23 protein-coding genes and 2 pseudogenes are annotated in these 22,012 nt (G+C 57.4%); 14 read left to right on the forward strand and 11 right to left on the reverse strand.

Translation table 11 applies throughout. The annotated features are described in order from the left end of the window. The first annotated feature begins 3 nt into the window (after positions 1-3). Positions 4-963 (forward strand): sugar-binding transcriptional regulator, encoded by a 960-nt coding sequence (locus AC5SEO_RS18885; protein WP_013637520.1) that lies wholly within the window; start codon positions 4-6, stop codon positions 961-963. A gap of 23 nt (positions 964-986) precedes the next feature. After that, positions 987-1,772 carry an SDR family oxidoreductase gene (locus AC5SEO_RS18890; protein ID WP_060642969.1) on the forward strand — a complete coding sequence of 262 codons (786 nt, stop codon included), beginning with the start codon at positions 987-989 and terminating at the stop codon, positions 1,770-1,772. On the opposite strand, the gene AC5SEO_RS18895 is transcribed toward AC5SEO_RS18890, so the two are convergent. From AC5SEO_RS18895 to AC5SEO_RS18920, 6 genes are all read right to left on the reverse strand, one after another. After that, a complete protein-coding gene (locus AC5SEO_RS18895; RefSeq protein WP_495363929.1) occupies positions 1,762-2,316 on the reverse strand; it encodes a peroxiredoxin in 555 nt (184 codons plus the stop codon). The two genes, AC5SEO_RS18890 and AC5SEO_RS18895, sit on opposite strands and share 11 nt — an antisense overlap. Positions 2,317-2,636: 320 nt before the next feature. After that, positions 2,637-2,930, reverse strand: coding sequence for a type II toxin-antitoxin system RelE/ParE family toxin (locus tag AC5SEO_RS18900; protein ID WP_060642971.1), 294 nt, complete (start codon positions 2,928-2,930; stop codon positions 2,637-2,639). After that, positions 2,927-3,235: a type II toxin-antitoxin system RelB/DinJ family antitoxin gene (locus AC5SEO_RS18905; RefSeq protein ID WP_060642972.1), complete on the reverse strand. Its 309-nt coding sequence runs from the start codon at positions 3,233-3,235 to the stop codon at positions 2,927-2,929. The genes AC5SEO_RS18900 and AC5SEO_RS18905 overlap by 4 nt, the downstream gene beginning before the upstream one ends. A gap of 198 nt (positions 3,236-3,433) precedes the next feature. Beyond that, positions 3,434-3,823 (reverse strand): RidA family protein, encoded by a 390-nt coding sequence (locus tag AC5SEO_RS18910; RefSeq protein WP_112158195.1) that lies wholly within the window; start codon positions 3,821-3,823, stop codon positions 3,434-3,436. A 354-nt stretch (positions 3,824-4,177) separates the two neighbouring features. Beyond that, a complete protein-coding gene (locus AC5SEO_RS18915; protein ID WP_320188090.1) occupies positions 4,178-4,645 on the reverse strand; it encodes an alpha/beta hydrolase in 468 nt (155 codons plus the stop codon). A gap of 224 nt (positions 4,646-4,869) precedes the next feature. Beyond that, positions 4,870-5,037, reverse strand: a complete 168-nt coding sequence (locus AC5SEO_RS18920; protein WP_162248402.1) for an alpha-amylase family protein — start codon at positions 5,035-5,037, stop codon at positions 4,870-4,872. Positions 5,038-5,573: 536 nt separating this feature from the next. Between AC5SEO_RS18920 and AC5SEO_RS18925 the strand changes: the two genes are divergently transcribed. The 4 genes from AC5SEO_RS18925 to AC5SEO_RS18940 all read left to right on the forward strand — a co-directional run bounded on the left by AC5SEO_RS18925 (position 5,574) and on the right by AC5SEO_RS18940 (position 14,657). After that, a complete protein-coding gene (locus AC5SEO_RS18925; protein ID WP_082546271.1) occupies positions 5,574-6,734 on the forward strand; it encodes a glycosyltransferase in 1,161 nt (386 codons plus the stop codon). Between the two features lie 93 nt (positions 6,735-6,827). Next, complete coding sequence (glf, locus tag AC5SEO_RS18930; protein WP_060642975.1) at positions 6,828-9,185, forward strand: UDP-galactopyranose mutase; 2,358 nt, start codon at positions 6,828-6,830, stop codon at positions 9,183-9,185. Then, the gene (locus AC5SEO_RS18935) at positions 9,178-12,417 is read left to right on the forward strand and encodes a glycosyltransferase (protein WP_320188091.1); all 3,240 of its coding nucleotides are present in this window, start codon (positions 9,178-9,180) and stop codon (positions 12,415-12,417) included. Before glf ends, AC5SEO_RS18935 begins: the two co-directional genes overlap by 8 nt. Beyond that, the gene (locus AC5SEO_RS18940) at positions 12,414-14,657 is read left to right on the forward strand and encodes a glycosyltransferase family 4 protein (protein WP_060642977.1); all 2,244 of its coding nucleotides are present in this window, start codon (positions 12,414-12,416) and stop codon (positions 14,655-14,657) included. Before AC5SEO_RS18935 ends, AC5SEO_RS18940 begins: the two co-directional genes overlap by 4 nt. Positions 14,658-15,812: 1,155 nt before the next feature. Here AC5SEO_RS18940 and AC5SEO_RS18945 read toward each other — a convergent pair. The 3 genes and pseudogenes from AC5SEO_RS18945 to AC5SEO_RS18955 all read right to left on the reverse strand — a co-directional run. Continuing rightward, a pseudogene (locus AC5SEO_RS18945) lies at positions 15,813-15,959 on the reverse strand (DUF3175 domain-containing protein); the annotation flags it as partial. A gap of 24 nt (positions 15,960-15,983) precedes the next feature. Beyond that, positions 15,984-16,169, reverse strand: a pseudogene (locus AC5SEO_RS18950) (hypothetical protein); the annotation flags it as partial. A 33-nt stretch (positions 16,170-16,202) separates the two neighbouring features. Further along, the gene (locus AC5SEO_RS18955; RefSeq protein ID WP_060643048.1) at positions 16,203-16,406 is read right to left on the reverse strand and encodes a hypothetical protein; all 204 of its coding nucleotides are present in this window, start codon (positions 16,404-16,406) and stop codon (positions 16,203-16,205) included. Between the two features lie 243 nt (positions 16,407-16,649). Between AC5SEO_RS18955 and AC5SEO_RS18960 the strand changes: the two genes are divergently transcribed. Beyond that, positions 16,650-16,889: a DUF6894 family protein gene (locus tag AC5SEO_RS18960; RefSeq protein ID WP_060642978.1), complete on the forward strand. Its 240-nt coding sequence runs from the start codon at positions 16,650-16,652 to the stop codon at positions 16,887-16,889. On the opposite strand, the gene AC5SEO_RS18965 is transcribed toward AC5SEO_RS18960, so the two are convergent. After that, entirely contained in the window at positions 16,872-17,618 is a 747-nt protein-coding gene (locus AC5SEO_RS18965) for a Crp/Fnr family transcriptional regulator (protein ID WP_495363930.1), read from the reverse strand. The two genes, AC5SEO_RS18960 and AC5SEO_RS18965, sit on opposite strands and share 18 nt — an antisense overlap. A 261-nt stretch (positions 17,619-17,879) precedes the next feature. Between AC5SEO_RS18965 and AC5SEO_RS18970 the strand changes: the two genes are divergently transcribed. Further along, positions 17,880-18,218 carry a hypothetical protein gene (locus AC5SEO_RS18970; RefSeq protein ID WP_060642980.1) on the forward strand — a complete coding sequence of 113 codons (339 nt, stop codon included), beginning with the start codon at positions 17,880-17,882 and terminating at the stop codon, positions 18,216-18,218. Between the two features lie 24 nt (positions 18,219-18,242). Here the strand turns inward: AC5SEO_RS18970 and AC5SEO_RS18975 are convergent, their stop codons facing one another. Further along, complete coding sequence (locus tag AC5SEO_RS18975) at positions 18,243-18,491, reverse strand: hypothetical protein (RefSeq protein WP_320188089.1); 249 nt, start codon at positions 18,489-18,491, stop codon at positions 18,243-18,245. Positions 18,492-18,740: 249 nt separating this feature from the next. Here AC5SEO_RS18975 and AC5SEO_RS18980 point away from each other — a divergent pair, with 249 nt between their 5' ends. From AC5SEO_RS18980 to AC5SEO_RS19005, 6 genes are all read left to right on the forward strand, one after another. Next, positions 18,741-19,100, forward strand: coding sequence for a hypothetical protein (locus tag AC5SEO_RS18980; protein WP_495363931.1), 360 nt, complete (start codon positions 18,741-18,743; stop codon positions 19,098-19,100). 15 nt (positions 19,101-19,115) lie between these two features. Next, positions 19,116-19,898, forward strand: coding sequence for a Crp/Fnr family transcriptional regulator (locus AC5SEO_RS18985; RefSeq protein WP_060642983.1), 783 nt, complete (start codon positions 19,116-19,118; stop codon positions 19,896-19,898). Positions 19,899-20,022: 124 nt separating this feature from the next. Then, the gene (locus AC5SEO_RS18990; protein ID WP_060642984.1) at positions 20,023-20,250 is read left to right on the forward strand and encodes a hypothetical protein; all 228 of its coding nucleotides are present in this window, start codon (positions 20,023-20,025) and stop codon (positions 20,248-20,250) included. A 154-nt stretch (positions 20,251-20,404) separates the two neighbouring features. Next, the gene (locus tag AC5SEO_RS18995; RefSeq protein ID WP_320188088.1) at positions 20,405-20,839 is read left to right on the forward strand and encodes an alpha-amylase family glycosyl hydrolase; all 435 of its coding nucleotides are present in this window, start codon (positions 20,405-20,407) and stop codon (positions 20,837-20,839) included. Then, the gene (locus AC5SEO_RS19000) at positions 20,767-21,249 is read left to right on the forward strand and encodes an alpha-amylase family protein (protein ID WP_320188087.1); all 483 of its coding nucleotides are present in this window, start codon (positions 20,767-20,769) and stop codon (positions 21,247-21,249) included. The genes AC5SEO_RS18995 and AC5SEO_RS19000 overlap by 73 nt, the downstream gene beginning before the upstream one ends. A 218-nt stretch (positions 21,250-21,467) precedes the next feature. After that, on the forward strand, positions 21,468-21,947 hold the full coding sequence (locus AC5SEO_RS19005; RefSeq protein WP_323455155.1) for a DUF3459 domain-containing protein: 480 nt from the start codon (positions 21,468-21,470) through the stop codon (positions 21,945-21,947). Positions 21,948-22,012: the final 65 nt, after the last annotated feature.

Raw genomic sequence — 22,012 nt, forward strand, 5'->3', positions numbered from 1 at the left:
CTTATGGGCAGGATCAACGAACTTCGGATGATATCCCGCGTGGCGCAGATGTATTTCAGCGAGCACAGGCGGCAGGCGGAGATTGCCGAACATCTCAATCTTTCGCAGGCCACAGTCTCGCGCATGCTGAAGCGTGCCGAAACGGAAGGTATCGTGCGCACCAGCATCATTCCGCCGCCCGGTACCTATAGCGATCTTGAAGCACAGCTTCGCGAACGCTTCGATCTGCCGGAAGCCATTGTCGTCGATTGCAGCGAGGATCGCGACGGCGCGATCATGGCCCGCATCGGCGAGGCTGCCGCGCATTTTCTCGAGGTGACGCTGTCGCAAAACGAGATCATCGGCGTTTCCAGCTGGAGCCAGACGATCTTCAAGATGGTGGAAAACATCCATCCCTTGAAGGGCGCCAAAGCGCGTTACATCGTCCAGACGCTGGGCGGCATGGGCGATCCTTCCGTGCAGACGCACGCGACCCAGATCACCACCCGGCTGGCGCGGCTGACGGAGGCCGAACCGAAATTGCTGCCGGTCCCCGGCGTCGCCACCTCTCGCGAGGCCAAGCTTTTGATGCTGGCCGATCCCTTCGTGCGAGAAACAATTGATCTTTTCGGTTCGATCACGCTCGCAATCGTCGGTGTCGGTGCCGTCGAGCCATCGGAGCTTCTTGCCCGCTCGGGCAATATCTTTTCCGCCAAGGAGCTTGCCGATCTCGCACAGGCGGGCGCCGTGGGCGATATTTCGCTCAGGTTCTTCGACAAGGACGGCAAGCCCGTCAAGACACCGCTCGATGACCGGGTCATAGGCCTTCCGCTGGAGAACCTCTCCAATGTCGACCGCGTCATTGCACTCGCCGGCGGCTCGAAAAAAACCGAGGCGATCGCCGGCGCGCTCAGAACCGGCGTGATCGATGTCCTTGTCACCGACAAATTCACCGCCGAACGACTGGTCGGCACAGAAACATAGCCGTTATCCCATAAGGAGGAGACATGAGGCGCTTTGAAGGTCAATCCGTATTCGTGACCGGAGGCAACAAGGGCATCGGTTACGGCATCGCCCGCCGTTTTGCCGAGGAAGGCGCGAAAGTCGCCATCGCCTCTGTCGACAAGGACACCAATGACGCCGCCAAAAAGCTGGCGGACGAAACCGGCTCAGTCACCCATGGCGTGATCCTCGATGTGCGGGATGCGGCGGCGGTGCGCGAGGCCTATGGCGCAGCCGAAGAGGCAATCGGTCCCATTTCCATCTCCGTCCAGAACGCCGGCGTCATCACCATCTCCAAGATCGAGGAGCTGACGCAAGAACAGTGGGATTTCAACCTCGATGTCAACACGAAGGGCGCGTTCCTGTGCTGCCAGGAGGCGATCCGCCGCTTCCGCGCAAGTGGCACCAAGGGCCGCCTGGTTAACACCGCCTCCGGCCAGGCCCGCCAGGGTTTTATCTATACCCCCCACTACGCCGCTTCAAAATTCGGCGTCGTCGGCCTCACGCAAAGTCTGGCCAAGGAACTGGCGCCCGAAGGCATCACCGTCAACGCCATTTGCCCCGGCATCATCCACACCGAAATGTGGGATTATAACGACCGAGTCTGGGGCCAGATGCTCGGTGACTACAAGCCCGGCGAACTCATGGCCGAATGGGTGCGCAACATTCCAATGCGCCGCGCAGGAACACCAGCCGAAGTGGCAGCCTTGGTGGCGTTTCTCGCCTCCGAGGATGCGGCCTACATCACCGGCCAGACAATTAATGTCGATGGCGGGCTGATCATGTCGTAGCACTCAACCAATCGATGACGGCATCTGCATTCTTCTCTGGCGGATGGACCGGGTAAAAGACATGCTTGATAACGCCCGTTTCGATAATCATCGTGAGCCTCTTGAGCAGCGTCAGGCCTCCAGCCTGGAACGTTGGAAGGCGAAGGGCTGACACCAGAAGGAGTGAATGATCGGAAAGCAGAGGAAACGGCAGGTGAAGCCGCTCTGCTGCCTCTCGCTGATACTCAGTGGTCTGCGTAGAAAGGCCAAACAGACGCGTTGCTCCCAATGCCTTCAGTTCAGCGAAATGATCACGAAAGGCACAGGACTGTGGTGTACATTCCCTCGCGCCGGGTATTGCGTCCCATCCGTCAATCGCCTTTCCTCCGGGCGGGCTTGTCCGGGGGTAAGCATAGACCACGGTTAACCCCGGCTCACGCAGATCGACGGTCGTGCCATCCGTCGCAACCAAACCAATGCCAGGCAACTCCATCCCGGGTAAATGCCTGGCTGCTCCGTCGTCACGTGGGGTAACTAATTGCTCATCCCCGCCGGGTTCAATCATTGCCACCTCGTTGCTCTTCCTGTCTGTCGACGTTGCGACGTTAGCCGATTTTCATACTACCGCAATGTCTTGTGCGCAGGTGCAAAGCTGCCGTAGCGATTCGCGCCTTCAGCCTTGATGGAATACGAACGCCACGCCTTTATTCAATTTGACAAAGTCACCGATTGCCAAGTCTCTGGCCAATAGAGATGGCGGCAGCCGATAAAACGGAAACTAATTTTCCCGCTGAACCTTGCCTCCGTCGATACCGAATTTGCACTCTCGCAATGCCTGAACGCCTTGATAGGAATCGAACCACCGGCTCCGAGAGAGCGGGGCGGTTATCTTGGCGGCATATGTTCTGGCCATTCCTGTGCGCCATGAAGCACACGAAGAATTCGAACTGTCGTTTCAGTAATGGTATAAGCCGCGACGTAGGGCGTACCGTTGATGACGAGTTCGCGCGTCCCAGCAATTCTGCCCACGCGCCCACTGGCAGGAAAATCGAGTAAACGGCGGGTAGAGGCGACAATCCGCTCATCGATCAGAACGGCGGCCGCAGGATTATCTGCCTCAATGTAAGTGAATATCGCGTCGCGATCCGATAACGCAAATGCAGACCAAGTAAGTTTCACGATTTGGGCACACCAGCTTTAAGACGTGCTGCTGCTCGACGTTCGGAAAAATGCGCCTCAACGGCTTCGTCTGATAAATCCGGCCGAGTATCATTTAATGCTTCGAGCACCTTGCTCCGAAACCAGGCGTCATGCGCTTCACTGCCTGAAAGAAGCTCAAGGGGCAAAGCCCCCTCATTCGCAGTCCGGGTGAGCAGGATACGAACAGCATCAGATACCGTGAGGCCCATGCTTTCAAGCACGGCAGAAGCACGATCCCGAACCTCGGCATCAATACGTGTTTGGACGAGTGCGTTGGCGGCCATGGCTATCTCCTGATTCAACTAGATAGTAATGCAGTTGAATGACGCTTTCTAGCTAAAATTCGCGCTGCCATTATCTGCGTATGGCTTCTTTTAAGCTCTTGAAGGGAATCGAACCAAAGTCCACCACCTCCGATACACTACGCTGCTGTAGCTTTTATGCTCAGCGTGGAACGGTTCGTTCGCTACACACGGGTTCCATCATCGTTTTACGGCAACACATTTCACCTCAGCGAGTAGTCCCTGATGCGCGAGCTCAGAGACACCTATCCGGGTCCACGCATAGGTTCCCTTCGGAAACACCTCGTTTTTGACAGTCCGGAACACGTCCATGTGCTTGGACATTTCGACGTGATAGCTTGTCATTTCCACGATGTTATCGAACGTGCATTGAGCGGCTTCCAGGACAATTCGTAAATTGTCCCACATAGCTCTGAATTGCTCTAAAGGATCGTGAATAATCGTGAGATCCTTGGTCCGCCCGACTTGGCCGACGACGTAGATTGTGTCTCCGACTTTAACCGCGGGAGCATAGCCGGCTCGGCTGACGATCTCCTGCATCTCGTCGGGTATAATGATCTCTCGATCCATAGGGGTCCTCGCAATCTTTGCTGGTTGCTAGCGGCACTGATACAAGCGTCGCGAATTTTCAAGCGCCGCTGAATGAAAAAGTACAAACGGCCAGCGATGTCCGACAGTCCTTCACTTCGCCCGCCGGAGTGGCATCTGTACAAGGCGTCGGGCCAACTCAGCCGATGACGCTCTTCATCGTTGAGCCAGAGACGGCCGCGTCCCAAACGTGACACAGCTAGCAAGTTCATCGAGACAGGCGCCTTTTGCAGAATGCATGCCGCCGCTACTTGGCAGCTTTGGCTGCTTCCTCGATAACCTTTGCGACTGCAGCCGCCTGCGAGATGTAGATAGCGTGGCTGCCCTCTACCTCTGTCACCGTTGAACCGGCACGGTTGTAATCCAGCGCTCCAAGTCGGAGTTTACCGTCATATCGTCCTTCGCTACAATTGCGTAGCTAGGCTTCACGTGCCACGCTGCGACCGAAACCTGCGCATTGGTGGCGACGACGCCAACAGGCATTTGAGACCGGGCCATGAACTCGGCTTGATCCTTGGGCAGATCTGCCCCGAAATCAGCAGCAAACTTTGACCGGTCGATAAGAAGGAACCCATCCTTCGACGGCTTAATATCCTTGGTGAGTGACGGCATAGACTGGAGCAATTGTGCTGTGCTTTCACCTTTTTCAGGTTGGAGCGCTGCGACATAAACAAGTGCCTTGACCTTAGGATCATCACCTGCTGCCGTGATGATCGTGCCCCCGTAGCTGTGACCGACGAGAACAACATCTCCGTTCCGAGAAGCTATCGAATTGTCGCGGCAGGGTCGGGACCTCAGCCTCAAACTCTACCCAAGCGTTTTGAGGTCCCTGCGGCGGATTAATGGCCAAGGCACGAAGATCGTCGCTTATACGGAGTCCATGGCGTTTTACAGCGCGTACCGCCTGGAGCGCTTCGACTTGGACGGTGTTATAGACGTAATGTTTAGTCCTGAGGACCACGATATGCAAAGCGGCGTGTCGGTCGACAGCAGGCGAAGACTTCCAGAGGAATTCTACGCACTATAGGTTACGGAATCGCGCCGCGGTTGTACACCACATCCAGCAAAACCATCATGCCGCAACCGTGCGCGGTATCTATGAAGGTTTTGAGATCATCAAGCGATCCGTAATTGCGCTGTGGTGCAAATTGCATCACCCCGTCGACGGCACCGAGCGCTTCGTCGATCGCGGCCAAGCGCAGATCCGAACCTTCCCATCATGCGCCTTGGCGCAATGGCCGCCCAGGGGCTCCTCATTCAACGCGGCGGCCGTGCTGGGACACTTCGTGGCTTGAAGATTGCGGAACTTACTTTGATCGCGACAGTTTGGTCCCACCCGACCCGTCAATCCTCCAAAGGAAGTTATCGATACCGCTCCAATCACCGTCAGTCATCATTACGGCAGCACCATTGAGGTCAATCTGTCCGCTACGCCTGGTTTGAACCGCATCGTTTTCACGAGCGTTGCGATTGGCCACGTGAACTGGACCGAGAACTGAACGGCAATTCTGGCCTTATTTACGCTGCGCTCAATGAAGGAACAGGTGATGGATTGGGTTCTGGTGATTGCAACGCCATCAATCTGGATGCGGCGGGCTGAGCGTTTTTTGGCGAGGCGTTTCAGCTGATCTTGCAGGACGCATCAGCGACTTTCCATGAGGCGTCGCGGCTCGGCGGATCTCATCAAGACTGGCGGGGAAGTGCAGACTTGAACGATACCAGGAGGCAAACCATGGCGAACTGTTCGCCCGCTGCAATACGTAGAATAGTCATCATCAGCGATTTTCAGGATGGCAGGCCCGATCACTCCGGTGTCCAGAGCGTTGAATGGTTTCGCAATCAATGGCTTGCAGGCTCCCGTGGAAATTATCCACATCCATCACAATCACCAAAACCGGTGGAGGTTGTTGGCGGCTATATTGAGCGATTGCCCCTTGCCGCCCTTAAAACAGGACTGGTCAATTGCGCCGAGATATGGACGCACTGGCGCGGAGAAACGCCTCCAAGGGACACGATCCTTCCCGGCTCCCACCTGAGGCGCCGAATGTTCAGGATGAACGGCGAGGCTGCACCTTTTTCGTCGAACGACATGATCGGTCACGTTGAGGCCTTCGGGGTGCCGTCGATCCTCTGCGTCTGGGGCCTTGGCGTCGATGAGAACATTCTCGAGGCGTGCCGGGACAGCTACAAAATCTACAATTCGATCGATGCGCCGGCGTTAAGAGTGCCGTTTGAGGTCAGCCGTCATTTCAATCTTGTCCTGACGGGCGCTGAGTGGCAGTCCGAAGAGGTACGCATACGTCACCCCGAGATGGCGACCGCGATCATGCCAATCGGTCCGGAATTTGCGTCCGAATTGACCTTTCGACCCCTGGGCCTGCGCAAAATATACGACGTGATCTATGTTGCCGCAGCCCAGCCATACAAACGGCACGACATCCTGTTTGCGGCTCTCGACAGGCTACCTCGCTCGCTACGCACGCTCTGTGTTTGCGGTTATGGGGAAATGATCGGTGACTTGCACCGCAAGGCCCGGGAGTTGGGAATAAATGTCGATTTCGTCGATCCCCCGGGTGTCGCCTTCGCCGAAGTCAATCGGCTGATGAACATGGCAAGGATCGGCGTCGTCTGCGGGGTTGACGACGGCGCGCCTGCGATCCTCACCGAATATATGCTGGCGGGCATTCCGGTTCTCGCCAATAGTCGGTTGAGCTGTGGCCTGCAATACATCACGCCAGATACCGGCGGCACAGCGACCCCAGAGGAATTTCACGAGGGGATAAGCAGCATGCTTGGACGACTTGATTCCTATCGGCCCCGTGACGTCGTCCTCGCAAACTGGACGTGGCCGCACAGCATCCGAAAGCTGGAACGCATCCTCGGCGAATATTAGCCGGATCGTTTTTTATGACATCTCAGGAACTATAGGACCGACCGGTGGTTCGAAGACCGTCAATGTGACGTGCGCTTTATTGCGAGGTGTTTGATGAACCTGCTGAATTCCCACCCGCAATCGGCTGATGTCGGCGTGCCGGCCAATTCCCCCCTTATCTGTTTTTCCCATCTCAGATGGGATTTTGTTCTGCAAAGACCGCAGCACCTGATGCAGCGCTTCTCACGCGAACGGCAGGTGTTCTTTTTCGAGGAATTCATTCCGACCGACCATCACCTTGCCTATCTTGAAATCCATTCGTTTGAGGGAACCAGCGTCAAGGCGATCCGTCCCCGCATTCCTCACTGGTGGAGCGCCGAAGAGCGCGATGCTGCACTGGGTCGGATACTTGACGAACTGCTGGACCTACAGGGCGGCAGTAAACCCATCCTCTGGTTCTACACACCCATAATGTTCAGCTTTGCAAAACACGTCGATGCCGCAGCAGTGATCTATGATTGCATGGATGAGCTTGCCAACTTCAAGCATGCTCCACCGGAGATCAGGGACGCCGAGCAGGCGCTGATGAGGCGGGCGGATGTAGTTTTCACAGGCGGCATCAGCCTTTACGAAGCAAAGAAGCACCGGCACGATAACATCCACCCCTTCCCCTCCGGCGTCGATACCGGTCATTTCAACACGGCGCGTAGGGATATCGCGGAGCCAGCCGATCAGTCGTCCATTCCCCATCCGCGTCTCGGCTATTACGGCGTGATTGACGAGCGGCTGGATCTTGGCCTTATCGGCAAGATGGCGGCGGTTCGCCCGGACTTCTCATTCGTTTTTGTCGGCCCCGTTCTGAAGATTTCACCCGCCGACCTGCCAACGGCATCGAATATCCATTATCTCGGTCAGAAGGCTTATGAGGACCTTCCCGCCTATCTCAGCGGCTGGGACGTCGCGCTGATGCCTTTTGCCCTCAATGATGCGACGCGTTTCATCAGTCCGACCAAAACCCCGGAATATCTTGCGGCGGGATGCCCCGTCGTCAGCACGCATATTACAGATGTTGTACGCGGTTACGGCGATGTCCGCGGCGTTTTCATCGCCAACGGCACCGGTGACTTCGCGTCGGCCTGTGACGCAGCACTTGCCATATCGAGAGGTGGCGACCCTTGGCTTCAGGCGGTGGACGAGGTCCTTGCGCGTTCATCGTGGGACGCAACATTCGACGCCATGTCACTTCTGGTCAACAGGGCGGCCACAAACATCGGGATGCCGATTGTTACTCCCGACAGATCGTTTCTCAGACAGGCTCGCCGCGATAAACCGCAGACTTACGACTATCTCATCGTCGGCGCGGGATTTGCAGGATCAGTCCTGGCCGAACGTCTGGCCGCAGACGGGGACAAGAAAATCCTCCTATGCGACAAGCGGCCCCATATCGCCGGCAACGCCTATGATCATTACGATGAGGCAGGTATTTTGGTTCATAAATATGGGCCGCATATCTTCCATACCAACAGCGAGGACATCTTTGCCTATCTCTCCCGGTTTACGGCATGGAGGCCCTACGAACACCGGGTTCTTGCGCAGGTCGGCGATCTACGCCTTCCCATACCGATCAACCGCACGACGCTGAACGCACTTTATGATCTTGATCTCGCAAATGAAGCCGCGGCTGCCCTTTTCCTCGCGGGTCGAGCGCAGCCATGTGATTCTATCCTGACATCGAGGGACGTCGTCATATCGCAGGTCGGACGAGAACTCTACCAGACGTTCTTCGAGGGATACACGCGAAAACAATGGGGCCTCGACCCATCGGAACTCGACCGTTCCGTCACCGCACGCGTGCCGACCCGCACGACCGTGGACGACCGTTATTTCCTAGACCGGTTTCAGGCCATGCCGCGCGACGGTTATACCCGCATGTTCGAGCGCATGCTCGACCACGAGAACATCACCGTCATGCTCGGCACAGATTTCGCCGACATCAGGCATGCGGGCCTTGCAAGACATACGATCTTTACCGGCCCGATCGATGAATATTTCAACCACCGCTTCGGCCATCTTCCCTACCGCAGTCTGGAATTTCACCATGAGACCCATGATATCGGACGGATGTTTCCGGTGGCTGTCATCAACTATCCCTCGCAGGACGTGCCCTATACGCGGGTGACGGAATACAAGCATCTAACCGGCCAGGTCCATCCGAGAACGAGCATCAGCTACGAATATGCCTGTGCCGAGGGCGACCCCTATTATCCTATTCCTCGATCGGAAAATCAGGCCCTCTACAAACAATACGAGGCTTTGGCCCGCAAACAGGATGACGTGACATTCGTCGGGCGGCTTGGCACCTACAAATACTACAATATGGATCAGGTTGTAGGTCAGGCTCTCGCGACCTACAGACGTCTGCGGTCACAGCGGGTTGGCGGCGGGGTTATGGTCGATGCCCAGGGTGACTGACAGGCCCCGCATCGTTCTTGCAACCGACAGCCTCGACCCATCCGGAATGGGAGAGCACATGCTTGCGCTCGGTCGGGCGCTGTCAAGTCGTTGGGACGTAACGCTGTCCCTGATCCTCGAGGACAAGGCCGGTCTGCTGCCGCGTGCGGCGCGGTACGGGCTAGGTGTGAAACTGGCTGCAAATCATAGCGACTTTCACGCATGGCTCGCAAAGACAGATATCAGCCTTCTTCATGTCCACGCCGGCATCGGATGGGAAGGGCATGATCTTGCCACGGCAGAAACCGTCAAGAGAATTCCCATCATCAGGACGGAGCATCTTCCTTATCTTCTAACCGACCCAAGTCAGCAGGAGCTTTACAGGCGCGAGACCCGACACCTTGCCCACCATATCGTCGTGTCCTCTTCGTCGATGGAAAGTTTCCGTTCCCACATCGCGCCCACACAACTGACGATCGTGCGCAACGGCATTTTTCCACTCAGCCCGGCCGGTTCATCGTCCCAGCTGAAGCAGGACCTCGGCCTCTTGGGTAAGACGGTCCTTCTGACCGTCGCCCGCTTCACGGCGCAGAAGGACCACGCGAAGCTGCTGCATGCATTGCCGGAAGTCCTGCAATCATATCCGTCGCTCGTGCTGCTGCTGGTGGGATCGGGCGAGGAACAGCAAAATGCGGAAAGGCTGGCGGCGGAACTGGGCATCGATGACCACGTACGTTTCCTCGGTCAGAGATCGGATATCGCTGCGATCATGGGCGTCGCCGACCTCTTTGTGCTTCCGTCGCGTTTCGAAGGGCTGCCGATTGCCGTGCTGGAGGCCATGTCGCTTGGCCTGCCCGTAGTTGCAACGCGTGTTGGAGGAACGGTTGAAGCGCTGGGGGAAGTCCACGCCTTTTTTGCGGAACCCGATCTGCCCGCCTCGCTGGCGTGCACCATCATAGAGGCACTGAGCGATCCTCGTCGTCTGGCCACCGCTGGCGATATGGGCCGCGAGCGTTTCCAGAAACACTTCTCCGCTGACCGGATGGCAGCGGAGACCGGCGCAGTCTACGAGCGGGTGCTCGGAAGGCGAGCAACGCAAAATCAAAAGGACAATTCCATGCAGAAGACACGCCTCGCCTTCATCGGTGTCGGTGGCATCGCCCAGCGGCACCTCGACATTCTGGCCGATTTTGATGACGTCGAGCTTGTCGGTTTCGCCGACCCCGATATCGCACGGGCGGACCAGGCGGCGATGCGTTTCGGCGCGAAGTCCTTCCAGCATCACCGCGACATGCTGGATGCTGTTCTGCCGGACGCCGTATACGTTTGCATCCCACCCTTTGCTCACGGGGAGCCAGAGCATGATCTGATCGAGCGGGGCATCCCTTTTTTCGTCGAAAAGCCCGTTTCACTAAACATTGAAACAGCGCAGGAAATTGCTGCAGGCGTCGCGCGCAAGAATCTGATCACAGCGGTCGGGTATCACTGGCGTTATCTCGACATTATAGACGAGGCCCGTGGTCTTCTGGCCGAAAATCCTGCTCAGCTCCTGTCCGGTTACTGGCTCGATTCAACGCCGCCGCCTCAGTGGTGGTGGAAGCGGGACCAATCCGGCGGGCAAATGGTGGAGCAGGCGACACATCTTCTCGACCTCGTCCGCTTTCTTGTCGGTGAGGTGACCGAGGTTTATGGCCGCATCGGACACAAGGACCGACCGGAGTTCCCCGGCCTCGACGTGCCCACCGTTACCACTGCAAACCTGACTTTCGAGACGGGCGTGGTGGCCAATATCGCCTCCACCTGCCTGCTCGGCTGGAATCACCGTGTCGGTCTCCACATTTTTGCTGACCGGCTGGCCATAGAGCTGACCGACAGGGATATCATGGTGGATGTGGGACAGGGACGCCCCGTGCGCGGCGCAGATGGCGACCCGGTTTGGCGCGAAGACAGAGATTTTATCGACGCCGTGCGTGGCGGTGAAAACTGCATTCGCTGCCCCTATGCAGAAGCCCTCGCCACGCACCGTCTCGCTCTTGCGGTCATGTCATCGGCAAAAAGCGGGGAACCTGTCCGTCTTGAAAAGCCGGATTTTGTGCGCGTGCAACCAGCCCCCTTGCAGTTCCAGCCGCGCCCGGAAGCACCACAGGGGCTGCCGCCCGGCCACCGCCACGTGAGGTCGCTCGGGGTCGAAGCGCCGGGTCGGGCCTACTTCTTTGGTTATGACGAAGGTCCGCCAGCCGATGGTCAGTTTCGGCTCGATACTCTTTATACCGGTCTTTCCGCAGGAACCGAGCTGACGTTTCTGAAGAACACCAATCCCTATTTCCGCTCCCGTTTTGACCATGGTCGCGGCGTGTTCATCGAAAACGAGCCGGACCTGCACTACCCTGTGCCGTTCCTCGGATACATGGAGGTCGCCCGCGTATCGCAGTCTCACGCAGCAGGAATTGCATCAGGGGATATCATCGCCTCGGCCTACGGTCACAAAACCGGCCATACGGCAGACCCTTTCCACGATGTGCTAGTCGCCCTGCCGCCGACCCTCGATCCGCTGCTGGGCATCTTTGTTGCGCAGATGGGCCCGATTGCGGCAAACGGCATCCTTCATGCCGATGCGGAAGCTTTTGGCGTGAATGTGCCGACGCTGGGTGCGGGGGTCAAAGGGCGCCCCGTAATCGTCATCGGGGCAGGCACCGTAGGGTTGATGACAGCACTGTTTGCCCGAGAGCTTGGCGCCTCCGACGTTATCATCACCGACCCGTCCGATTTCCGTCGCGGAAAAGCCGAAGCCATCGGCCTGACCGCAATGAGCGAAGAGCAGGCATGGCAGCACGCCAAGGCTCGCTGGCACGACGGCACGATGGGGCGTGGCGCAGATATCGTATTTCAGACCAGAGCACATCCCGGAAGCCTGCACACGGCGCTGAAAGCCCTGCGACCACAGGGAACCGTGATCGACCTTGCCTTTTATCAGGGCGGCTCCGATCATCTGCGGCTGGGCGAGGAATTTCATCACAATGGCCTCAACATCCGGTGCGCGCAGATAAACCGCGTGCCGCGTGGGCTTGCGCCGCTCTGGAACAGGGAACGACTAGCACGCGCAACCGTGGATCTCCTTGCCGTTGAGGGTGCCTTGATCCGCGAACACATGATCACGCATGTCATCGCCATGGACGAGGCCCCGGCCTTTCTTGCCGATCTGGTCGAAAACAGACCGGACTTTCTGCAAATCGTGTTCCAGGTGAGCGAATGATTGCCGAACAAGCGCCTTTAAGGATACTGTTCGTTTTCGCCTGGCTGGTCGTCGGCGGAGAGGAAACGGAAGTCCAGCTACTCGCCAAGCACCTAGACAGGAAGCGATATCGCATTGACGTCGTTGCCTGCTTTCGCAAACCGGGCATGCCGGAACAGACGCACGAACAGCTGCGCGCGCTCGGGGTTGACGTTGACACCACGCCCTACAGCCTCTCGTTCGACGATACGGTTGCCTATCTCGCCAGCAAGATTTCCGGCTACGACATCGTGGTTTCCTGCCAAAACGTTGCCGACATCTACCCGGCGCTGGAGCGCCTGCACCTGCGCCCATTGCTTATCGAACATGGTGGCCTCGTCTCGGAGGCGCTTGCAGGGCCGAAACATTTCACCAGCCGTTATGTCGGCGTCTGCCGCACGATCCGCGATGCCGCTGCCTCCCACATGCCGGGCCGCGAAGCGTGCGCCATCGAAATTCCGTCGATGGTCGATCTGTCGGCCTTTGACCCGACACAAAGAGACCGGATGCGCCGCAGTCTCAACATCACCGACGATCAGATCCTCATCGGCTGGGTCGGCCGCCTCGATCCGAAAAAGAACGTCGAAGATTTCATCGACGCGGCAGCAATCGTCAGCCGCGCCCACGCCCGCGCCCGCTTCGTCATCGTCGGCGGGCCTGATGCCTTCCTCCCGCAATACGCGACCACATTAAGGGAATTAGCCGCAAAACATGGGCTTTCCGACGTCCTTCAATTTCTGGGCGACCGAAAAGACGTTGCCGATCTTCTCGCAGCCTTCGATATTTTTACATGGCTTTCCCGCGGCGAAGGCATGCCACATGTGATCGCGGAAGCAGGCGCCGCAGGTCTACCCGTCATCTCAACGCCGGATAACGGCGCGATGCAGCAGATAAAGGACGGTGTCTCGGGCCTGTTCGTACACTATGACGATCCGGTTGCTGTCGCCGAGAGGATCGGTTTTCTGATTGCCTCTGGCGAACGCCGGCGTTCCCTTGGCTCCGCATTGCAGCGGAAAGTGGAGGCGACCTATTCCGCTCAAGCGGTGATACCGCTTTGGCAGCAATTGTTCACCGAAGTGAATAAGGAGCGCAAAGCGGCGCGAGCGACGGGATTGTTCAAATCTTTCCTGCAAGGCGGTTTCGAGTGCTCGAGCCATCGCCTTCGGCCAAGGGACGGCGAACTCAACGGCCGGCGGCTCGACATGATTTCTACGATCACTCACGACATAAATGCCGCACGGGATTATCGCCAGCTTGCCGAATTCGGTATCCGCACGGTGCGGGATGGCTTTCGCTGGCATTTGATCGACGGTGCCGGCGAATACGACTGGTCCAGCATTCGCCCGATGCTGCGGGCGGCCAGGGAGACGGGAACGCAGGTTATCTGGGATCTGCTGCATTATGGCTGGCCCGATGATCTGGACATCTGGTCGCCACGGTTCGTTGACCGATTTGCACGCTACGCCGCAGCCTGCGCCCGCCTGGTGCGTGAGGAAAGCGACGACATTCCCTTCTATTGCCCCGTCAACGAAATTTCGTTTTTTGCCTGGGGCGGAGGCGATGCGGGATATCTCAACCCGTTTAGCCGAGGTCGTGGCTTCGAACTGAAAGTGCAGCTGGCACGAGCGGCGATTAGTGCCGTGGACGCGATAATTTCGGTCGATCCCCGCGCCCGGTTTGTCCATTGTGATCCTGTCATCAACGTCATCACCGATCCATCGCGCCCGTGGGAAGCAGGCATGGCGGAAGGGCACCGCCAGTCTCAATTCCAGGGCTGGGACTTGATCTCCGGCCGGATGTGGCCGCAGATCGGCGGTGATGAGCGTTATCTCGATATCGTCGGCGTGAACTATTATTTCAATAACCAGTGGATCCACGGCGGGCCGCCGGTCGATATCGGCCATCCGCTGTACAAACCGCTAAGCAAAATTCTCATCGAGACCTATGCGCGTTACGGCAAGCCCATGCTGATCGCTGAAACCGGTACGGAGGGAGGACGCAGGGCATCCTGGTTTGAATATGTTTGCGCCGAAGTGCAGATTGCCATGCAGTACGGCGTTCCGCTTGAGGGTGTGTGCCTTTATCCGATCGTCAATCACCCGGGATGGGACGACGGCCGACTGTGCGAAAACGGGCTTCTTTCCACGGAAATCACCGCATCGGGCCGGGCGGCGTATGCCCCCCTGGCAGCCGCAATCAAACTGGCGCCATTCAGGGCTTGATCGATCACGCGCCCGTCAACTTCACCAGAGTTGTGACTGTCGTTGTCGATGCGCGGAGCTGTCTTGCCAGCCAAGACCATGCAGTCGCCCCGGGGGTGAGCAGCACCATTTCTGGAATGCGGGACGCACTGTCCGGGTGAAGTCGCGTTCTCGACTTTAATCTCGGTCGGGAAAGGTGACTGGAGGCGACCTGAGACTGAAAGCACTGGGCGTTCCGGTCGTATTGGTGAGCGCAAGCGACGCCGCAGCGTTCTCAAGATATTCCGTGCTCGACGGTACCGATATTGCGGAAAGCCGACAGATCCAAAACGTCTGGTGGCCGAGTTTGTGCGCGACGGTGTCGGCAGCAGAGACCCAGCGTTCCGAGCACGATTTGCAAATGACGACAAGAGGCTGGTCAACTGGCACGGTTCCATCTCCATGCCGACCAGCGGTCAACGACACCCGCTCCGTGCCTTACCAGCCATGTCGCTGGAGGCATGGATATGCCTATCTCGTTTTGATCAATGCCGCGATTGTCCCGATCGGGAACGCGTTGGCGCGCCAGTACATCGAGCGCACAGCCGCAATCCGCGGCCTCGTAATCGGCTGCATGCTGCTTGCGTTTGCCCAACTCGGCTTTCTCAGTGCGTGGGCTCCTGGGGTCCGGTAGCCTCGATGGATGTTTTCACGATCGGAGAGATTCTCTTCGTGCCCTGCGGTGGAGTACATATTGGTCGAGGGTATCTCGCACGACCATAGCAGAGGCAGCTATTTTGGCGCTCACTCGTTCTCAACCATCGGAGATTTTAAAGGGACCGACGCTAGGCAGGAACGTGCCTGGTGTGCCTTTGGCGGACCAGGCACGTTCCTGCTCTTTGCCGGGCTGGCAGCCATCAGCGCCATTCTCTTTGTCGTTGGCACACGCATTCGACCCCCAGAGCCGCAGCATCGCCATCCTCGGTAGGCTCACCGCGAACCGTCTTGATGCTGGATTTGCGCGAGGCATATGTATTGCATGAATCGTAAAAGTCGCGAGGAAAGCTTGCGGACCAATCAGCGCCGAACTCGGCGCTTAACCAACGCTGACCGATATACTCCAGGGTAACCCTGTCTATTTCGGCCGTTGCGCAAATCGACCGCGATAAATCAGTGGGCTAATCCCGTAACATCGACCTTGCGCCTATCAGATTGCTCTGCCGAGGCTTTGAGCGATCTGGGAATCTCCGAGGCATCGTTTTTTGTGAACACGTCTTTCTCAAGATCGAGCGCGTCGCTTTCCTTGGTCACCTTCTGCGACCATTTCTTTTTAGCCTTTTTCATTGTTTCTCTCCCGGCGACACATGATTTTCGGTATGGGTCATGGGTATGGTGACTGTCACGCCCACGACCTCCTCCGGAAACCCTGCTCTTCGAACGCTTGTCGTTATCTGCGGCGGGTTTCTTGATTTCCAAGGGTGCCTTCGCGTTTTCATGCGATGCACCCGGCCCGCCCTGACAGATGCTGGCCGGTATTTTTGTTGAAGTGGACATGTCTTCCTCCTGTCGCAGCGGACGAGCCGCGCATTACTTGTCGTCGCGCGTTTTCATTGCGTCGGAAACACGCTTCTTACGTGGGTTTTTGAGGTTCTCCCCAACAGCATCCCGATCGTGCTCGGGATCGTCAGCGGGCTCCATGTAGCCTCTGGGGCGGGTTTCCTTCGGGCCCTCCCAGCGGGGTGATTGGTCGGTGGTGCCGGGAGCGCCATCTCGTGGAGAATTATTGGTCATCATTGCCTCCGGTTGGGTTGCGAACCCACCCAACCTCTTTGCGGCGACGATGTTCCGCGAAGACAACGACACAGCAGGGCAACTTTTTTCGAAACAATTTCGCGTTGCCCCGGTTAGGCGCGAGAGAGAAAATCCAATCCGAGGGAACATGACGATGACGGACAAATCCGGCAAATCCGATCGCATCTCCAGAATGGCTCCGCGGTGCGCCTACGGCGACCATGTCTTTCCTGAGGAACCAACATGCCAAGATTTTTCTTCACCGTGATCAGCGGCAAAAACATCCTCGATGATCCGGAAGGCAGCGATCTGCCGTCGCTCGACCGGGCGATCGAGGAGGCGCTCCAAGATGCCCGGGCGCTGATGAGCGAGGCAATCCTGCAAGGGCGCGATATCTCGGAAGGATGCATCATCATCCGGAATAAACAGCAGGAAGTATTGAAAGTCGTCCGCTTCGCTGACGCGCTAAGCAGAAATGACTGATAGCGTTGCAACGTCCGTCCGCATACGAGTTATCAGTTTTTCATATTCTTTTTCCGGGACGCCGTAGGTCGTGTCGGCGACGTCTTCCAATATGCTTCGATTGACGATCCGGACGTTTCCTCGGCTGGCACGGATGGCATGAATGCCTTCGAGAACATGCAGCTCGTTGGTGATGCCCGGCCGCCGCACGCCAAGAACCGTGGAGAGGAACTCATGGGTGATCGGCAGATCATCGGTCCCGAGCCGGTCATGACACATCAGCAGCCAGCGCGCGAGCCTTTCGCGCAGACTGTACTGCCCATTTGCCAGCACAAGCTGGCCCACCTGAAGCAGACAGATATTGATATAGCCCAGCAAAAGCTCCCGCAGCCGCACGTCATTCTCCATCTCCTGTCGCAGTTCGACGGCGGGGATCAGAAAGCCACGGCCGCCGACACCCATGACGGTTTCATCCGGCGTGGTTTCCGCGCCCAGAAGAGCGGGCCAGCCGGTGATCCCCTCCCGGCCGACGAGCACGGTTTCTATACTTTTACCGCTATCGTTATGAACGACGGTGGATGCCAGACCGGTTTCGATGAAACAGAGATGGGAAACAGGCACGCCAGGCGCAACGAGCTGATACCCCGCCGGCAGATCGACGTGCTCCATTCGAGACGCGAGCCGTGACAGCCCTTCCATGCCCAGGGTTTTCAATAGCAGGTTATAAACAAGAAAATCAGATCCAAGCATAGCGGTTCGCCCGGTTCGCCCCTTGCTCGAAAACAACAATATGCAGCGGTCATATTAACAGCGGAAAATCGCATGAAAACAGTGAGTACGTTTCCGTACGAATTTGCAGGAGGGTCCCTTGCTGCATCGGGGAATGGCCGAACAGGCGAAATTCTTGCCGGGACGACTTAGCGAAAGCAATCCGCCGCATCCGCCTTCAATATCTGGAACAAGCTCTTCCAATCGTGGTTAGGGGCTGCCAAACAGGGAGGCTTGAACACCATGAAAAAGAACACCGAATACCAGATCACGGCGCATGAAAATGGATGGGCCGTCGTCATCTCTGATATCATAAGAGGAGTTTATCCCAGCCGACATCTCGCGCTCGCGGCAGCAAAGCTGCTGGAGAACGATATGCTGCGGACCGAAGAGGCGAGACGCTTCGCTCAAACTACCCATATGACGCTGACCGATACCGCAGCCCCCAATCGGGTGTCCCGGTCGCTTCAGGTAATGGTGGCGGTGCCCCATCAGGTGGATGTTCCCCTGCGACGCAGAAGCGCAGAAATCAGCGTTCCGCCGTCGACTGATGGTCACAATCTGGAGGCGGGTAAAGTCTAGGCGAAACGACGGGCCGGCGCCGGCTCACGCGGTGCGACCGGGATGCGTCGCGATTAAAAAATAGAGCGCAATGGCGGCCGCCAGCGCAAATATCACAAGCGCATAGACCATCATGGTTTTCCAGGTGCGTTCGCGGCGGCGAAAATCGCCGTCATCTACGCCGATGGGTGAAAACTTTGAATCGAGCCTTTCACTTACCGGTCGGTTTATATCCTGCTCAAGCCTGATGCTTTCCCGTGGCGGATCAGCCAAGTCATTGTCTTTTGCCTGCATCCGATACCTCCTCATGGGCGCGCGGCATCCCAACCCCGCCCATCCGCAATTGTTCCGCCCCCGAAGCGGGACGGCGGCGAGGAAAACCGCCGCAAGAGGTTTTCATCATCGGGACGCGATGCCCAACGCCGCGCCAGCCCTCTCGCGCTTGTTTGATAAATTCCGACTGGGGGCGGCTGAAATCATCCTGCTCAGGCGTTATGGTAAGCGGAAAGGCACACGCATGCAGTGGTATGCGAGGAGTAGAGCATGCAGACAGTCAAACGCCTCACCATCGCAATCATTGGCATGACTGATACCGTGACGCCGGAAATCAGAATGGCCTGGTTTCACGCGCAGATTGGCCTTGAAGGACCGTATTCCGCAAGTTTCATAGAGAGTGAAGCCGCTCTGAAATTTACCGCCGCGATTATCGACGTTCGTTACGAGGCAAACATCCTGCTACGCCTCACCGGGCAGTTGGATGGCGAAGCCATTCCCTATCTTTTTTTCATGCCCGACGTGGTCATCGATAGCGAGCCGGGACCTTTTGTCCTCTCCAATCGTTCAAAAGACATTGAAAACATTGTTTCCGCCTTGATGGCGCAAGGAGGAGGCATAAGACATTAAAGGGAGGCACGTGTCATGCTGAAGCAACCCGATAGCCATGGCGAAGCGAATATTCTGCTTTCTCATTTACCCGATGACGTCCGGGTTGAGGTTGCAGACGCATGCAGGCCTATCAAGCTCGCACTGGGCGACGTGCTGATACCCGCCGGCGGGGCAATCGAGGGTGTCTTCTTCCTGTCATCCGGCATAGCTTCCGTTGTTGTCGTCACCAAATCGGGGCGCAAGACCGAGGCGGGAGTTGTCGGCAAAGAGGGGTTCGTGCCGGCGGGAGCCGTAGCAGGCGCGGAAACGAACCTGACTGAAATCGTCACGCAGGCTCCGGGCGAAGCACTTTTCATGGATATCAGGTCGTTTGACGCGCTTGTTTCAAAACATCGGGTATTCTTCGACATTCTGGTCTGCGCCCTGCACGTCTCAAGAACACAGATACAATTCACGGCATCTTCGAATGCCACCCAGTCCGTAACGGAGCGCCTCGCCCGCTGGCTCCTGATGTGCCACGACCGGGTGGAAAGCAATCAGCTGCAACTGACCCACGAATTCCTGTCAACCATGCTGGCAGTCAGACGCGCGAGCGTAACGGACGCTCTCCACGTGCTGGAAAGCCTTGGGTTCATTCGCTCCGAAAGGGGACGAATTACGATCAAGAACCGCGAGATGCTTGAGACCTATGCCGGCGATCTCTACGGCGTGCCCGAGGAGGAAAACAATCGAATGCTCGCCCGTTTTATGCGCAAAAACAGCTCTGATTCCGCGCTTGACGACCTGACTGTTATTGCGAGCGAGGGAGTTCGGTAGGCCGGGCGGCCGTTCTCAGTTGCCGTTGGTACGCTTGCGAACATTTACCTTTGGTCGTTTCTCTATAAGATAAATGCATCTTCCCTCATGCTGTGAAACGCCGAGCGCGTTTCAAGGAGGTGAAATGCAAACCAATCACGAATACCTGAGTGCTGGAATTTTTCTGAACGAAGACATCAATATCGTTAAGGCAGCCTACGAAAATGTTGTGTCTGCGGAACGCGACCCCGATCTATGCCCTGCAGAGGTCGCCCGCTATGTCCTGAAAATGTATGATCGCGGCGTCGTCGATCCGTCGAAACTCCAGCAATTGGCCGCTCTCTATTTCCGAACCAAATTGCGTGTCGGCTGACATCCAGGTCTGACGGGTGGCATCCTGCCACGATTTCAGCTTAGTTTTTCACCTCCCAGGTTTCCGATAATCCTGCATCTCGCCATGCGGGGACGAAGGCCCGCTCGGCCCCTCCCTTATCGTCAACCATGACTTCCGCTGGAAAAACCCCGACTTGAAAGGCCGGCCGTGGCACGAAGCGGTCGTCTATGAGCTTCATGTCGGAACTTTTACAAAAGAGGGAACATTTGCGGCCGCAGCGGAGAAGCTTGAATATCTCGCAAGCATCGGTGTGACGGTTGTCGAACTCATGCCGCTGGCGACCTTCTCGGGCAGTCGCGGCTGGGGTTATGACGGCGTTCTGCAGTTCGCGCCCCAGCGAGAGTATGGCACGCCCGAAGACCTCAAGCCCTTTATAGATAAGGCCCACGCCCACAGCATCATGGTGCTGCTGGATGTCGTCTATAACCACTTTGGCACCACGGGGAACGCAATTGAGGCGTTTGCTCCCACATTCTTTAAGCAGGGCGGGACGCCGTGGGGACCGCGCCGGACTTCAACTGCGCAGAGCTGCGGTCGTTCTTTCTCCAGAACGCGCTCTACTGGCTAGAGGCCTATCGGTTTGACGGGCTGCGGATCGATGCCGCCGACCATCTCGCCGGCGGCGACGGAGACGTCGATTTTCTGATCGAGATGGAAGGGCACGTGAAATGGACGATAACAAGCAGGCGTGTCCATATCGTGACGGAAGACGCGCGAAATGCAGCCTCACCCATGACACCTTCGTCTGATGGCCTCGTCGGTGTCGATGCCGAATGGAACGACGACTTTCACCACGTGATCCATGTTGCCACCACGCATGAGGACGGTGGCATTTACGAAGATTTCGCCAACCAGCCCTATACGGTCTTCGCCGCTCGCTCGCAACCGGCTTTGTCTATCAAGGCCACCCGCGGCCTTCTCATAATTTTGCCGGAAGCGGTGAACCCAGCAGCCATCTCCCGCCCCACCGGTTCGTAAACTTTCTGCATAACCACGATCAGGCCGGTAACCGCCTGCGCGGGGAGCGGCTGCGTTCCCTGATACAACCTTCCCTTTTCGATATGCTTGAGACGATCCTCCTCCTCGCCCCGCAGACGCCGCTGATGTTCATGGGCGACGACCATGGTTCGACCAACCCGTTCTTCTTTTTTTCAGACCACCCGGAAAACGACCGGTAGCAGGAGATCAAGAATCGGTTGAAACAGGCGGAAAGCTTCCAGGGCGAATTACCTCCCGAGGCCCCAGAGGTGGTGCTGGATCCGAATGATCTGCCCACGATGCAAATCTCCACCCTGAAGTGGGATGAGGCGGAAACGACCGAGGGGAAGCTGCCCAGGGAAAGGATGAAGGCATTGCTTGAGAAACGGCGCCGCTACATCTGGCCGCTACTGTGCTCGGATTTCGAGAGGGAGGTTTCCCTTGACTGCGAGACCCAGTGTCTGGCGATCGACTGGTATTTCAGCGCGGGACGGCTGGAAATGCGCGCCAACCTTTCGCCAAACCTCACCAGTCTTCCGGCCGCGCAGGGGGAAACCTTTTTCCGCACGGCAGTGTCGAGGGCACAAGCTATGGCGATTATGCCCTGCAATTTGCGATCGGTGACCGCTGACAGGAGCAAAGAAACAAAACGGCCGCGGCAATGTCTTGCGCGGCCGGTTCAACTCACCGAAATATGATTTCCGGCGATCCGCCGGAAAAGCGCTCTCGAGTGCATGCGGTTGGACGGACGAGGCGTCCGCAC

It is taken from the genome of Agrobacterium sp. K11 (assembly GCF_059429395.1).

What these genes read in the sequence shown, in the direction of transcription:
- AC5SEO_RS18885 (WP_013637520.1), top strand. Translation starts at nt 4, where the DNA reads ATGGGCAGGATCAACGAACTTCGGATGATATCCCGCGTGGCGCAGATG.
- AC5SEO_RS18890 (WP_060642969.1), top strand. Translation starts at nt 987, where the DNA reads ATGAGGCGCTTTGAAGGTCAATCCGTATTCGTGACCGGAGGCAACAAG.
- AC5SEO_RS18895 (WP_495363929.1), bottom strand. Translation starts at nt 2,316, where the DNA reads ATGATTGAACCCGGCGGGGATGAGCAATTAGTTACCCCACGTGACGAC.
- AC5SEO_RS18905 (WP_060642972.1), bottom strand. Translation starts at nt 3,235, where the DNA reads ATGGCCGCCAACGCACTCGTCCAAACACGTATTGATGCCGAGGTTCGG.
- AC5SEO_RS18910 (WP_112158195.1), bottom strand. Translation starts at nt 3,823, where the DNA reads ATGGATCGAGAGATCATTATACCCGACGAGATGCAGGAGATCGTCAGC.
- AC5SEO_RS18925 (WP_082546271.1), top strand. Translation starts at nt 5,574, where the DNA reads ATGGCGAACTGTTCGCCCGCTGCAATACGTAGAATAGTCATCATCAGC.
- glf (WP_060642975.1), top strand. Translation starts at nt 6,828, where the DNA reads ATGAACCTGCTGAATTCCCACCCGCAATCGGCTGATGTCGGCGTGCCG.
- AC5SEO_RS18940 (WP_060642977.1), top strand. Translation starts at nt 12,414, where the DNA reads ATGATTGCCGAACAAGCGCCTTTAAGGATACTGTTCGTTTTCGCCTGG.
- AC5SEO_RS18955 (WP_060643048.1), bottom strand. Translation starts at nt 16,406, where the DNA reads ATGACCAATAATTCTCCACGAGATGGCGCTCCCGGCACCACCGACCAA.
- AC5SEO_RS18960 (WP_060642978.1), top strand. Translation starts at nt 16,650, where the DNA reads ATGCCAAGATTTTTCTTCACCGTGATCAGCGGCAAAAACATCCTCGAT.
- AC5SEO_RS18965 (WP_495363930.1), bottom strand. Translation starts at nt 17,618, where the DNA reads ATGCTTGGATCTGATTTTCTTGTTTATAACCTGCTATTGAAAACCCTG.
- AC5SEO_RS18970 (WP_060642980.1), top strand. Translation starts at nt 17,880, where the DNA reads ATGAAAAAGAACACCGAATACCAGATCACGGCGCATGAAAATGGATGG.
- AC5SEO_RS18975 (WP_320188089.1), bottom strand. Translation starts at nt 18,491, where the DNA reads ATGCAGGCAAAAGACAATGACTTGGCTGATCCGCCACGGGAAAGCATC.
- AC5SEO_RS18980 (WP_495363931.1), top strand. Translation starts at nt 18,741, where the DNA reads ATGCAGACAGTCAAACGCCTCACCATCGCAATCATTGGCATGACTGAT.
- AC5SEO_RS18985 (WP_060642983.1), top strand. Translation starts at nt 19,116, where the DNA reads ATGCTGAAGCAACCCGATAGCCATGGCGAAGCGAATATTCTGCTTTCT.
- AC5SEO_RS18990 (WP_060642984.1), top strand. Translation starts at nt 20,023, where the DNA reads ATGCAAACCAATCACGAATACCTGAGTGCTGGAATTTTTCTGAACGAA.